At 50.1% G+C, this 12,962-nt stretch carries 12 protein-coding genes; 9 read left to right on the top strand and 3 right to left on the bottom strand.

Features of this window, described 5'->3' with window-relative positions:
• Positions 1-157: 157 nt before the first annotated feature.
• Together cysS and H8K29_RS17025 are read right to left on the bottom strand one after the other, a co-directional pair.
• Positions 158-1,531 carry a cysteine--tRNA ligase gene (gene cysS, locus H8K29_RS17030; RefSeq protein ID WP_186898543.1) on the bottom strand — a complete coding sequence of 458 codons (1,374 nt, stop codon included), beginning with the start codon at positions 1,529-1,531 and terminating at the stop codon, positions 158-160.
• Positions 1,532-1,850: 319 nt separating this feature from the next.
• The gene (locus H8K29_RS17025) at positions 1,851-3,272 is read right to left on the bottom strand and encodes a PLP-dependent aminotransferase family protein (RefSeq protein WP_186898542.1); all 1,422 of its coding nucleotides are present in this window, start codon (positions 3,270-3,272) and stop codon (positions 1,851-1,853) included.
• 178 nt (positions 3,273-3,450) lie between these two features.
• On the opposite strand from H8K29_RS17025, the gene H8K29_RS17020 reads away from it, so the two are divergent.
• From H8K29_RS17020 to H8K29_RS17005, 4 genes are all read left to right on the top strand, one after another.
• The gene (locus H8K29_RS17020; protein WP_186898541.1) at positions 3,451-3,774 is read left to right on the top strand and encodes a DUF2917 domain-containing protein; all 324 of its coding nucleotides are present in this window, start codon (positions 3,451-3,453) and stop codon (positions 3,772-3,774) included.
• A 230-nt stretch (positions 3,775-4,004) separates the two neighbouring features.
• Complete coding sequence (locus H8K29_RS17015) at positions 4,005-4,601, top strand: LysE family translocator (protein ID WP_186898540.1); 597 nt, start codon at positions 4,005-4,007, stop codon at positions 4,599-4,601.
• A gap of 232 nt (positions 4,602-4,833) precedes the next feature.
• Entirely contained in the window at positions 4,834-5,301 is a 468-nt protein-coding gene (locus H8K29_RS17010; protein WP_186898539.1) for a RidA family protein, read from the top strand.
• Positions 5,302-5,473: 172 nt separating this feature from the next.
• Complete coding sequence (locus H8K29_RS17005) at positions 5,474-6,667, top strand: PLP-dependent aminotransferase family protein (protein ID WP_186898538.1); 1,194 nt, start codon at positions 5,474-5,476, stop codon at positions 6,665-6,667.
• A gap of 83 nt (positions 6,668-6,750) precedes the next feature.
• Here the strand turns inward: H8K29_RS17005 and H8K29_RS17000 are convergent, their stop codons facing one another.
• A complete protein-coding gene (locus H8K29_RS17000; RefSeq protein ID WP_186898537.1) occupies positions 6,751-7,287 on the bottom strand; it encodes a hypothetical protein in 537 nt (178 codons plus the stop codon).
• Between the two features lie 480 nt (positions 7,288-7,767).
• Here H8K29_RS17000 and H8K29_RS16995 point away from each other — a divergent pair, with 480 nt between their 5' ends.
• The 5 genes from H8K29_RS16995 to H8K29_RS16975 all read left to right on the top strand — a co-directional run bounded on the left by H8K29_RS16995 (position 7,768) and on the right by H8K29_RS16975 (position 12,918).
• A complete protein-coding gene (locus H8K29_RS16995; protein ID WP_186885917.1) occupies positions 7,768-8,391 on the top strand; it encodes a glycine zipper 2TM domain-containing protein in 624 nt (207 codons plus the stop codon).
• Positions 8,392-8,559: 168 nt separating this feature from the next.
• Positions 8,560-9,381 (top strand): ABC transporter substrate-binding protein, encoded by an 822-nt coding sequence (locus H8K29_RS16990; protein WP_186898536.1) that lies wholly within the window; start codon positions 8,560-8,562, stop codon positions 9,379-9,381.
• 24 nt (positions 9,382-9,405) lie between these two features.
• The gene (locus H8K29_RS16985) at positions 9,406-11,382 is read left to right on the top strand and encodes an ATP-binding protein (protein ID WP_186898535.1); all 1,977 of its coding nucleotides are present in this window, start codon (positions 9,406-9,408) and stop codon (positions 11,380-11,382) included.
• A gap of 64 nt (positions 11,383-11,446) precedes the next feature.
• Positions 11,447-12,169, top strand: a complete 723-nt coding sequence (locus H8K29_RS16980) for a pseudouridine synthase (protein WP_186898534.1) — start codon at positions 11,447-11,449, stop codon at positions 12,167-12,169.
• 128 nt (positions 12,170-12,297) lie between these two features.
• Positions 12,298-12,918, top strand: a complete 621-nt coding sequence (locus tag H8K29_RS16975) for a ParA family protein (protein ID WP_186898533.1) — start codon at positions 12,298-12,300, stop codon at positions 12,916-12,918.
• The last annotated feature ends 44 nt before the right edge of the window (positions 12,919-12,962 follow it).

The raw sequence follows: 12,962 nt of genomic DNA, 5'->3' as shown, positions 1-12,962 counted from the left end.
ATGTATTTTTTACTGATATCGATTGTGTATTGAACAGAGTTGGTGGACGACGCATCTACTGAACATCGATCAGCACAATAAAAAAACGCCGCAAATTAATTTGCGGCGTTTTTTTATTTCACATCAGTGAATTTAAATCATGCGTTTTTGAGTGGCATTACAAACGCTTGATATTCATGCTGCCTGCCTTGTCTTCGACCTCGAATCCGAGTGCATGCAGTTCTGCGCGCAGGCGGTCGGCTTCTGCCCAGTTTTTCGCAGCACGGGCAGCCAGACGTTGCTCGGCGAGGCTTTGTACTTCGGCAGGAATTTCCAATGTGCGCGGTTCCCAACTGGCGAGCCCGAGTCCAAAGACGCGATCAAATTCAGCAACGGTGGCTTTTTTATCGGCATCGCTGAGATCTGCTTTCAGCATTTCCCAGACCAATGCCAGCGCACGCGGTACGTTCAGATCTTCATTCACAAACGTGGTGAATTTTTCTTTGAATCCGGCATTCACGCTGCCGCCGGCTGGCCACGCATAAAACGTGTCGCGCAGACGCTGCAAGGCCGTTTGCGCCGATAGCAGAGCCTCAAAGCTGAATTGCATCTGGCTGCGGTAATGTGCAGTCAGGCACAGATAGCGATAGGCCAGCGGATCGATATGCTGATCGAGCAGGGTTTGCAGACGCAGGAAATCGCCGCTCGATTTCGACATCTTGCCGGAATCGATTTGCAAGAAATAGCCATGCATCCAGAAATTCGCCAGACGGGTACCGTGGCAAGCCTGATTCTGCGCGATCTCATTGCTGTGATGAATTGCGATGTGGTCTTCGCCACCGCAATGGATATCAAACCACGGTGTCAGATATTTGGCCGACATCGCCGAGCATTCGATATGCCAGCCGGGGAAACCGCGTCCCCACGGGCTATCCCATTCCATCTGGCGCTGTTCGCCTTCAGGGCTGAATTTCCACAGCGCGAAATCGGTCGCATGACGTTTTTCGCCAAGTTCCACGCGGCTGCCAGCCTTGATCGCATCGCGTTTGATGCGCGCCAGATAGCCGTAATCATCCTGCTTGCTGGTGTCGAAATAAATGCCGTCGCTGGTGCGGTAGGTATAGCCGTTTTTTTCTATGCAAGAGATAAAATCGATCTGCTCGGCGATATGATCGGTCGCCTTGCACCAGATGGCTGGTTCCAATACGTTCAGGCTGTTCAGATCGTTCTTGAAGGCGATGGTGAAACGGTCTGCGATCTGCCATGCCGATTCACCGGCCTTGCGGCTACCTTTTTCCATTTTGTCTTCGCCATCGTCACCATCCGACACCAGATGGCCGACGTCGGTGATGTTGATCACATGGCGCACGTTGTAGCCGTTCCATTCCAGCGTGCGGCGCAGAATGTCTTCAAACAGATAGGTGCGCAGGTTGCCGATGTGTGCGTAGTCATACACGGTCGGGCCGCAGCAATACAGCCCCACCCAGTCATTGCGCAAAGGTGTGAAAGGGCGCAGGCGGCGTTCCCAGTTATCGTAAAGAAGTATGTCCATCGTTGTGTGCAAATGAATAGAGAGAAGAATGAAACGGTGTCATGAAACCTGGTCGCTCAATGTTTGTATTGCAAACACTGGCGGGAAATCGGGCAGATTCAACAACAGCAACAATAGCCAGTCGCAGACGTGCTGAATACAGAACAAGCATCTGTCAATTTTTCAGCAAAGCGTTGCGTCACAGGCATAATTTGGGTGTGGAATAGTTAAAAAGCAGGGTGAGAATGTAGCATAGATATGCTCTTACAGCCTAATCTGAGGGACGGAATAACGCGGTGACTGTACGTTGAGGCCGCCACCGTCTTAATGCCATGCCGTCTTACTTCAATTCCTTTTTCAGAAAATCCCACACGCCCGGGTCGCTCATCGCGGCGATGTTGAAGCGCATTTTGGTCGATGGCATCTGGTGCGGCGAAAACAGGCTGCCGGGTGTCAGCAGATAGCCTTGCTCAAAGGCTTTCTCTGTCAGTTTATTGGTATCGACGCCGGTTTCTGTCCACAGAAACATGCCTGCCGGTGTGCGGTAATCGACTTTGATACCGATGTTGTCGAGTCGTTTGGTGATGTCGTCACGCACGCCGTCGAGTTTGACGCGGATGCGGTCAACGTGTTTGCGGTAATGGCCTTCCGACAGAATTTTATACACCACACGTTCACCGATTTCCGTCGTTGTCAGGGTCGAGAGCATCTTGCGATCTGATAGCCGCAGCGCGATTTCCGGCGAGGTCGCGATAAAGCCGACCCGTAAATTTGCGGCCAGTGTTTTGGAAAATCCCCCCAGATAAATCACCCGGTTGAGCTGATCAAGCGCCGATATCCGCGTTGCCGGCTGGACGGCTGCACCGGGGTGCATGTCGCAGTAAATATCGTCTTCGACGATCATGAAATCATGTTGCTCGGCGGTTTTCAATACCTGAAACGCTTTCGCCGCCGACAGCGAGGTCGAGGTCGGGTTGTGCATCACCGAATTGATAATGTACAGCTTGGGTTTGTGGATGGCGGCCAGTTCAGCGAGTTTCGCCACGTCCGGCCCGTCTTGCAACCGCGGTATGCCAACCACTTTAGCACCCAGTATGGCGAACGAGCCAAACATCAGGAACCAGGCCGGATCATCGACAAAAATCGTGTCACCGGGGCGGGTGAATTCGCGCGCCACCAGATCGAGTGCCTGTGTGACGCCGCTCGTCATGACAATTTGTTCGGGTGAGGCGGCAATTTCCAGCTCGGCGAGTTTCAGTTGCAACTGCTGCCGTAGCGGCAGGAAGCCTTGCGGCGTTCCATAGTGCAGCAACAAATTCTGGTTCAGCCGGCTGATCGCACGCAAGCCATTGGCGACCAGTTCACCGTCAAGCCAATCATGTGGCAGAACGCCGGAACCGGGCATTTTTTGCGGTGGCAACTGGCGGAACATATTGCGTACCAACCACACCACGTCAAGTTGTTGTGCCGGTGCCGCAATCTGTGGATTTGTCGTTGCATTGCTCAGCATCGACGCGCGTTCGCGCACAAAAAAACCAGCACCACGGCGTGATTCCAGATAGCCCTTTGCCACCAGCCGATCATAGGCTTCGACCACAGTAAAGCGCGAGACATTCTGCTCATCTGCAAACTGGCGTATCGACGGCATACGCGCGCCGGTGCGCAGCAACTTGTCGTCGATACGATTCGCCACTGCAGTGACAATCTGCTCAACCAGAGAGCTGCCCGCATCACGGGAAATATAAAACATCGGCGTTTGCATGAAGCGTCTCCTGCGGGCAATCAAAAGATGTGTATTGGATAAACGACCGGAACAGTATGTAAATTATCGGTTTTAGTGTACTGGTACTGTATTGGTTTTTGCGTTTAGGATAACACAAACACTGATTAAAAAGCGGGCAGAAATCTTTCCCGTTGCTATTGGCTGACAAGGAGACATCATGCCATCTACCGATTTTCCAGCAATACAACAATTAGCGCCCGGAACGTTGATTTCTGTTGTCCCGGAACACATGCTGACCCTGCATATCCATCGTGGTCTGGTATGGGTGACGGTGGAAGGCGACGAGACGGATTACTGGTTGCGTGCCGGCGATCTGTTGCAACTACCACCAGTGCGTCACGCGGTGATCGAGGCCGATGGCAAAGAAGTGTCCGAGCTGAGCATGCTGACGGCCGATCTGCATCACGCCGCCACGTTGCCGGTGACTGCGCAGACAGCGCTGAATCAGCTGACAAAAGCAGTGGCGACGGCTGCCGGGTAATGTGTTCCGTTTCTGTTCTGTGATCTCGCAGAATCAAAAAAAGGGGGAGTATCTGCCAAAAGCAGCTTAATCCCTGCAGAAAATAAGGGGCTCTACAGATACTCCCCCCAGTATATTTAAGCAAATTTAAGTAATAAAACGCTGCTTTGCGTTGCATTCGTTGTCATGCAGATACATGCATTCTGGCAATTACCGACGATGCAGGACAGATTAATTTTTAGGATGGCTGTATGCCTTTAACTGAATTTATTGCCTTTTCGATTTTTGCCTGGATAGGCTCATTCACGCCCGGCCCAAATGTCGCGATTGCGGCGACCACGGGTGTCAATCACGGCTTACGTGCCGCGTTGCCGCAAGTGATGGGCGTGCCTCTCGGCTTTGTGCTGATGATGTGGACGGTCGGCATGGGCGGCGCGGCAGTTTTACAGGGAGCACCGGTGCTGGTGGTATTGATGAAAGTGGCGGGGAATGGCTATTTGTTGTGGCTGGCCTGGCGTTTGTGTTTTTCTGCGAGTCTGTCTGACAGCAAAAGCATGCAACCGCTGAGTGTGCAGGAAGCAGCCTTGTTTCAGATCGTGAATCCGAAAGCCTGGATGATGCTGGTGGCCGCCACTTCGACGTATGCGATTGGTCAGCACGATTTTTTGCAAAGAATGGGCTGGATGAGCATCGGTTTCGCCTTGCCCAGTGCGCTGAGTTTGCTGACGTGGGCATGGATGGGCGATCGTTTGCGTCACTGGCTGTCACAAGGCCAGCGCCTGCGCAGCTTTAATCTGCTGATGGGAATTTCGCTGGCGCTGACCGCAGTCTGGATGTTCAGCCTGTAAGCGCGACACAGGCTGCTATCAACGGCTGGCATTGAGATTGCCTTTCAGCCGCAAGCATCTTCCCCTCTGCGTTTGAAGCGGCGTTACAATAGCAGGCTTGGTTATCGCAGCAGTGTGTCGTTAGCATCCAGAATGTTGATTGCCGCCGGTCAGATTGCTGCAGAAAAAACCGTATAAATTATTTAATACAAGTCAGCTGGTCAATGATTGGCTTACTTTTTCAGGAATCACTATGTCGAAATCGTCAATTTACGAAAAACTCAAAGCACTGAATATAGAATTGCCAGCCGTGGCAACGCCAGCCGCTGCGTATGTGATGTATGCACAAACCGGGAAAACGATTTTTATTTCCGGCCATATCGCAAAAAAAGACGGCAAAGTCTGGGCGGGTCAGCTCGGTAAAAATATCACCACAGAAGAAGGCAAACAGGCAGCGCGCGCCGTGGCGATTGATCTGATTGCAACACTTAATGCTGCTTGCGGCGGTGACCTGACCCGCGTGACACGCATCGTCAAACTGATGAGCCTGGTGAATTCCACACCTGACTTTACCGAACAGCATCTGGTTACGAATGGCGCTTCTGAATTGCTGGTGGAAGTGTTCGGCGATCAGGGCAAACATGCGCGCTCCGCATTCGGTGTGGCGCAGATTCCTATGGGTGCCTGCGTAGAAATTGAACTGATCGTTGAAGTGGCTTAACTGCCTGCTTATCAGCGCTGCATTGTTTAATTATCGCTCTGTTTTGCACCCGCAGTCCGTATCCGGTTTATGTATGTCAAGGTGTTTCCGCTGCAGCTATTTGCGATGCAGCGGCACCTGACAGATAACAATATTTTTTACCTGAAAAGGTATGACTTCTAGTGAGACCAGCATGAAACTTAAAAATCCTACCCCTATCAATTGGAAGTTTTCCGAACGCGCTGAGCAACTGCAAAGCTCTGTGATACGCGAGATTTTGAAAGTGACGTCGCGCCCTGAAGTCATTTCTTTTGCCGGTGGCCTGCCTTCACCTGAAACCTTTCCGGTGGAACGCATGCAGGCTGCATTTGATAAAGTACTGGCGACACAAGGTAAGTCTGCTCTGCAATACGGCACCAGCGATGGTTATGCGCCATTGCGCGAGTTTCTGGCAAATTCTTTGTCGACCGCCGATTGCAAGATCACACCCGATCAGATACTGATGGTGTCCGGCTCGCAACAAGGACTGGATTTGCTGGGCAAAGTGCTGATTGATGAAGGCAGCAAGATACTGGTTGAAACACCAAGCTATCTCGGTGCGCTGCAGGCATTTTCTGTGTATCAGCCAGAGTTTGTTTCTGTCGATACCGACGAGCATGGATTGATCCCTTCTTCCGTCTCCGCCAAAGGTGAAGGTGCACGCCTGATGTATGCCTTGCCGAACTTCCAGAACCCGACTGGGCGTACGATGTCGCTGGAACGTCGTATCGAACTCGTCGAGATCTGCGCGCGCATGGGTATTCCGTTGATTGAAGATAATCCGTATGGCGATTTGTGCTATTCCGGCGAGCCTTTGCCTAAGATGCTGAACATGAATCCGGATGGCGTGATTTACATGGGCTCATTCTCCAAAGTGCTGACGCCGGGTATTCGCCTTGGTTACGTGGTTGGCCCGACAAAGCTGATTCGTAAGCTGGAACAGGCCAAACAGGCGGCTGATCTGCACACGTCACAACTGACGCAAATGGCGGTGTATGAAGTGATCAAAGATGGCTTTCTTGGTGAGCACATTCCTACCATCCGCACGTTTTACGCCCGCCAGTGTCAGGTGATGCTGGATGCATTGACGAAGTTTTTCCCGGCAGGTGTTGAGTGGACGAAGCCAGAGGGCGGTATGTTTATCTGGATCACTTTGCCGGCACACATCGATAGTAACGAGTTGCTGGATGAGGCGATCAAGCAGAATGTGGCTTTTGTTCCGGGCGGTCCGTTCTATGCGAATAATCCGGCAAAAAATACCATGCGCTTATCGTTCGTCACCGTCTCGCCTGAACGTATCAATGAAGGCGTGGAAAAATTAGGTAAGCTGATTCAGGCCAGATTATAAAAATCGATACTGTCGTTCTCAAAAAAAGGCAGCTTGCGCTGCCTTTTTTTTGTAGGACGTACAGATATGAATCGCTGAAGCAATCAATCCACGTCAAGAATATCAACTGAACAAATCATCGATGAGCAGGTAACAGAGAAGTCTGTTGTGGCTTGTTCTAGCTTGTGTGGAGATAGTGCTATGTCATTGACGTTGAACTGAACCGAAGTTCCTTCGATATTGGCTTGTACATGAATGAGTTCCGACTCTGGCAGTACATAATCTGTTGGCTTCATTTCAGGCTCTGCAGTGTTAAATTGCTTGACTACTTCCTGAATGAAAAGAGCAGGTTTGCCGAAGTGTCTGGTAAGGCGTACACAAGTGTAGACAATATTATTTTTATCGTGCAAGCAGTACATCATTGTTGGCCCCCAACGTTCCGAGGGCTGCATTTTTTTCATTTTAAAATCAGCCTTAAGTATTTTTTGATCTCCTATCTCAGATTGATATCTTTGTATGTATCCCGGTCTGGCATTGATAGTAATTGTTGCGTCGATTTTTCCGGCCACAGGATCTACGGGAGGAGTGGTGCATCCAGCGATCGTAATGCAGGCCAATAAGCAGGCGATGAGTTTGATCATATGTTCAGGAACGTTATTAGTAATAATTAATTCAGAATTGAGTCATTTGATTTTTAAAGTGATAAGGCAATTCATGCGAAAAACAAGCGCACGCGTCTGCGGCTATCTTTTAAGAAATGCAATTTTACTATTATTGGAAAATAATTAATAACGAAAAACATGAGCAGGCAGAAGATGCCTTGAGCCATGGAACAGCATTTTCGGCAGCTACCACCGAGGTTGTGTTGGTGCTATCGGCAATTAAACGGCTGGGATTTAACTGAGTTCGTGTAACGGCGGTAAGGCTTATGCCAGACTGGTGTCCGGTCAGACCCGTCTGCGGCGGGTTTGTTTATTTGCGTTCACATTGAAAAATGTGAGTAAATGTAAGAAGTGTCAGCAAAATCTGAAGTATGCCGTTACATTGCATAATCACTATTCAGTGATTGTCTTCGCATCAAATGCAATAACACAGATGCTTTTACTTAACAGGAGCGGATCATGAAAAAAAGTTTAATTGCGACTGCTGTATTGCTGGCTGCCGTCAGCGGTGCTTATGCGCAGAATTCTTCCAGCGGAAAACAACAGTATGCGGAGGCGTCCCGTCAGGCGGCAGCACGTTATGCGGACGATAAGAAGTTGTGTGCGGAAGAAACCAGTTCAAGTGCACGCATGCAGTGTTTGCGCGATGCGAAAGCGGTTTACAACGGAGCGCTGGACAGCGCAAAAAAAGCCAGCTCGTACAATAACACTTACAGTAACGGGCAGAACAATAATAGAAATCAGCAAGTATGTGCTGACTGCGGTCGCGTCACTGCGGTGAACGTGAGTGAAAGAGAAGGCGAAGGCGGTGCCCTGGGCGTGATTGCGGGCGGTGTTGCCGGTGCTTTGCTGGGAAATCAGGTCGGCGGTGGAACCGGGCGTGATCTGGCAACAATTGCTGGTGCTGCAGGTGGCGCGATGGCTGGCCACAAAATTGAACAAAAGGTAAAAAGCAGCAAAATCTGGACCGTCACTGTGCAATATGACAACGGTAGCAAGCAGAATTATCAATTTGAGAATGATCCTGGCTACCAATATGGCGATCAGGTTCGCGCTTCCGGTAATAGTATTGTCCGTCGTTAATTTTTAATTAATCTGTGTGCGTGTAGCCGGATTCTGGCGTAAGCGAGAATGACGGCTTTTCGCCACAGAGTTTGAATGTTGCAATGCTGAAACTGATTTCTTGCTTAGCGTCTGTACTGACGATAGACTGCAAATTCGATTAATCAACGACGTGGAGATTCTTGCTCTATGAGATGCCTTTTCAGAACGGCAACCTTGTTGCGCATGGCGGGCATACTCATCACTTTAGGCACAGCATTCGGCTCGGCGGCGGCTGCGACTGACGAAGTGTGCAAAAAACTGATCGCCACAGGTAATCCTGAATATCCCCCGTTTTTATGGCGCGATCCCGATGATGAAAGCCATTTGATAGGCGCGAATGCCGATCTCATGCAATCCTTGTCGAAAGAGATTGGTATCCCGGTGGAAGTGAAATATATCGGCCCCTGGGGACGGGTGCAGGAGGAAGCAAAACTCGGGCGCGTTGATTTGCTGGCGGGTGCATTTTTAACGTTGCCGCGGTTTGATTACATGGATTATTTTTATCCTGCGTTTCGTGAAACTCGCACTGTCATCTGGGTCAGGAAAGACAGTGCGCTGACATATAAAAAATGGAAAGATCTGGTTGGTAAGCGTGGTATCACCGTCATTAACAATAGTTTTGGTGAGGACTTTGATCGCTATGCCAGTGAGTCGCTGAAGGTTGCCACTGTCCCAAGCCTGGAACAGGCGCTCACCTTATTGACATTGTCGCGTGCGGATTATCTGATTTACGAGGAAGACCCGGGGCTCGCGTATATCGCGAAGATGAACATCCAGAATCTCAAGCCCTTATTACCACCAGTCACCAACGAAAATTTATACCTGACCATTTCTCACAAATCACCTTGCAACACGCCGGAAATGCGTGGGCGGATCGCAAAAGCCTTGTACAAGCTGGAGAAACAAAATCTGATGAACAAGCTGGTTTCATCGAATATTCAATTGTGGCGTAAGCAACAAGCTAAATAGAGACCGTTCAGATTGAGATCCATTTTGCGTCATCTGTCACTCAGACAAATATCCATCATCGGTGTGGCTGCGGGCATTTTGGTGCCCGCGGTTTTATTTGGGTATTTCACGGTCAAGACACGTTACGAGCGGGAGTTACAGTTACGTGTTTATAGTCCGATGTCCCAGTATGCGGACATGTTATCCAAGGCCATGGAAGTTCCGTTATGGAACGTTGACAGGGAAGTTGCCGGGCAGTTTGTACAGGCAGTGATGCGTAACCGTGAGGTCAACAGCGTTACGATCACCGATGAATCTGGCACTGTCTTTGTACATCTCGAAAAAGAGCGCAAACCCCAAAACAATGTCGTCAGTCTGGCACGCGATATCAGGCTGGATCAGAAGGTGATCGGGAAAGTATCGCTGGAACTGACCTCTGCTTACGTTGATCGCGATTTCTTTGATGACATTCTGAAATTGCTGCTTGCGTTGCTGGCGCAGGTGATATTTTCTTTCGTCCTGATCTGGTTTGTCTTTGATCGCAGGATAGTCCGTCCTATACAAAAACTGCAAAGAGCGACGTTATTTTTGTCTGCAGGTGAGCTCAATAAGTCACTGGAATGGAAGCGTCAGGATGAGATCGGTAATCTTGCGCATGGGCTTGATCAGATGCGTTTGAATCTGGGCAGCCTGATTGCCGAGCGAGATTTGCAAAATCAGGTTCTGCAACAAGAATTGCTGGAGCGTTCCAGAGTTGAGCAGGTGTTGCGCGATACCGAAAATAAATTCATCGCTATTTTCCAGTCATCTCCCGTCGCGATGACTGTTTTGCGGAAAGCTGAACGTTACGCGATTATGGATGTTAATGATGCGTGGTTGCGTCAGTTTAAGTGGGAGCGCGAGACAACGCTGGGTAATCCCGCCATGCAAGCACAGTTGTGGAGAAATCCGGACGACTTTGATCGCATCGTTCATATTCTGGAACGTGAGGGAGAGATACATTCTTACGAAGCGTGGTGTCGCTGTGGCGTCGGCGAACAAAACCTGCTGTGTCAGGTATCCGGCCGTATCATCCGCGTCGGCAATGAGCCTTTGTTAGTACTGGTGCAGGAAGATATTACGGAAAAGCGTCAGAATGAGCTGGATATCCGGAATATGAATCAGACGCTGGAAAAACGTGTATTCGAACGTACTCATGAGCTCGAAGAGGCGAATTCTGAACTCACCGTCGTACTGGAAAATTTGCAGCGCGCGCAACAGGAATTGCTCAGAACAGAAAAAATGGCCGCTCTGGGTTCTTTGGTTGCCGGAGTTGCACATGAACTGAATACACCTATCGGTACTTGCGTCACGGTCGCCAGTACCTTGCAGCAACAAACCGATGATTTTCTGAAGCAATATGAGCACGGTATACGTAAATCAGTGTTGGACGACTACTTAAAAAATGCCAGACTCGGCAGCGATCTGCTGTTGCGTAATCTGAGCAAAGCATCCGAACTGGTCACGAGTTTCAAACAGGTGGCGGTTGACCGCACCAGTGCCAACCGGCGAATTTTTGCGCTCGACGGCATGATGGATGAGTTGATTACGACGCTGGGGCCGATGATACGGAAAACAAAATATACCGTTGTTGCAGAACTCCCGCCAAAATTCATGATGGATAGCTATCCCGGCGCTTTAGGTCAGGTCATGACCAATCTCATCAATAATGCGTTCATCCATGCTTTTGACCCAGACAAACGTGGCCGCGTGACGATCTCTGCAAAACTGATTGACTCGGAACACGTCGAAATGCTGGTCGCCGATGATGGCAAAGGGATTCCTCCAGCTAACCTTGGGCGTATATTTGATCCGTTTTTTACGACCCGTCTGGGGCAGGGCGGCAGTGGTTTAGGCCTGAATATCGTGTACAACCTCATCAAAGATGTATTAGGCGGCAATATCACTGTCGACAGCCAGCTTGGCAAGGGAACCTGCTTCAAAATTACCCTTCCGCGCGTCGCCAGAGTGGTGAATGGGTAGCGAACATGCAAGGGTTTAGTCTTGCCTCTAGCTTTGATCCGCTTTGTTCTGCTACAGTCGCGCCATGAGTAAATTATCTTTAGACCGCATCCTGCAATCGCAGGGCTTTGGGACACGCAAATACTGCCGTGAATTGATTGAAGACGGTGAGATCAGTATCAACGGTGAAGTTGTTGACCACTATAAACAAACGCTGGAGACCGACGGCCTGGTTTTCCGGATTTTTGACGAAGACTGGCAATATCGCGAACACGTTTATATTGCGCTCAATAAACCCGCTAATTTTGAATGTTCACGTAAGCCTAGCCATCACCCCGGTGTGCTGACGCTGCTGCCGGAGCAATTCAGCTGGCGCGATGTGCAGCCTGTCGGCCGTCTGGATCACGATACGACCGGGATGTTATTGATGTCCGATGACGGGCCGTTTATTCACGCACAGTCTTCGCCGAAACGTCATATTCCGAAAGTGTATCTGGCAACAACGGCTGAGCCAGTCACCGATGATCTGGTGAACACTTTATTAAATGGCGTTCAGCTGCATGACGAGCCTGCCCCGCTGGCAGCACAGATATGCCGTCAGTTGGACACACATAAAATAGAAATTGTGCTCGAACAAGGTAAATACCATCAGGTGAAGCGTATGTTAGCTGCGGCTGGTAATCACTGCGCGGCTTTGCAGCGTACTGCGATTGGTCAGTTGACGCTGAACTCTCTGGCGCTGGCTGAAGGTGAGTGGTGTTACCTGAGTCCGGAACAAATGGCATTATTAATTCCTTCAAACGGCTGATTCTGCGGTATCTGTTACTGGTTCGGGTAGTCTGCCTGGCTGGACAGATGCAATAAACGCAAGTAAGAGACTTTCATCATCGTTTGAACTGAAATGGTCTGTCGTCTTGCTATGAACGGGGAGTCCGTATGCGCGTTATTGCGATTGCCAATCCTAAAGGTGGTGTAGGGAAGAGCACGTTTGCCACAAACCTGGCGGGTTATTTTGCAGCACAAGGGAATCGGGTCATGCTGGGGGATACTGATGTCCAGCAGTCGTCCCGCGTCTGGTTGGGTTTGCGTCCTGCGAATTTGCCCGCAATTACAGCGTGGGAGGTGGCCGACAATGCTGTTGCCAGACCGCCCAAAGGCACCAGTCATGTTGTGCTTGATACTCCCGCCGGTTTAAAAGGCAGTAAGCTCGATGTCATTCTGAAACTTGCCGATACCATCATTGTGCCTGTGCAGCCGTCTATTTTCGATATTCTGGCGACCGAGGAATTTTTGAAAAAACTGGCCAGACGTGAGCATGCTTGCCGGGTCGGTATTCTCGGTATGCGGGTGAATGCCCGCAGCCGCTCTGCGGATCAGCTACGTCATTACGCGGGGCAGTTGGGTCTGCCGGTTCTGGGCTATCTGCGCGATACCCAAAATTACATACAATTAGCGGCTCATGGCGCGACCTTATGGGATGTTGCCCCCTCCAAAGTAGAAAAAGATCTGGAGCAATGGCGTGATATTTTGCACTGGATTAACCATTCAAATGTGTGAAATTTGTGATTGATCAGCCCGCAAGAAGAAATAGTTTCTGCTTT

This window comes from Undibacterium sp. CY21W (assembly GCF_014284265.1).
GTDB classification, from domain to species: Bacteria; Pseudomonadota; Gammaproteobacteria; order Burkholderiales; family Burkholderiaceae_D; genus Undibacterium; species Undibacterium aquatile.
The sequence above is the reverse complement of the archived record's forward strand: the minus strand, read 5'-3'. Positions and strand labels throughout refer to the sequence as shown.

Excerpts from the sequence above, each read along its gene's own strand:
- H8K29_RS16980 (WP_186898534.1), top strand. The coding sequence starts at position 11,447 with ATGAGTAAATTATCTTTAGACCGCATCCTGCAATCGCAGGGCTTTGGG.
- H8K29_RS17010 (WP_186898539.1), top strand. The coding sequence starts at position 4,834 with ATGTCGAAATCGTCAATTTACGAAAAACTCAAAGCACTGAATATAGAA.
- H8K29_RS17025 (WP_186898542.1), bottom strand. The coding sequence starts at position 3,272 with ATGCAAACGCCGATGTTTTATATTTCCCGTGATGCGGGCAGCTCTCTG.
- H8K29_RS17005 (WP_186898538.1), top strand. The coding sequence starts at position 5,474 with ATGAAACTTAAAAATCCTACCCCTATCAATTGGAAGTTTTCCGAACGC.
- H8K29_RS17020 (WP_186898541.1), top strand. The coding sequence starts at position 3,451 with ATGCCATCTACCGATTTTCCAGCAATACAACAATTAGCGCCCGGAACG.
- H8K29_RS16995 (WP_186885917.1), top strand. The coding sequence starts at position 7,768 with ATGAAAAAAAGTTTAATTGCGACTGCTGTATTGCTGGCTGCCGTCAGC.
- H8K29_RS17000 (WP_186898537.1), bottom strand. The coding sequence starts at position 7,287 with ATGATCAAACTCATCGCCTGCTTATTGGCCTGCATTACGATCGCTGGA.
- H8K29_RS16975 (WP_186898533.1), top strand. The coding sequence starts at position 12,298 with ATGCGCGTTATTGCGATTGCCAATCCTAAAGGTGGTGTAGGGAAGAGC.
- cysS (WP_186898543.1), bottom strand. The coding sequence starts at position 1,531 with ATGGACATACTTCTTTACGATAACTGGGAACGCCGCCTGCGCCCTTTC.
- H8K29_RS16990 (WP_186898536.1), top strand. The coding sequence starts at position 8,560 with ATGAGATGCCTTTTCAGAACGGCAACCTTGTTGCGCATGGCGGGCATA.
- H8K29_RS17015 (WP_186898540.1), top strand. The coding sequence starts at position 4,005 with ATGCCTTTAACTGAATTTATTGCCTTTTCGATTTTTGCCTGGATAGGC.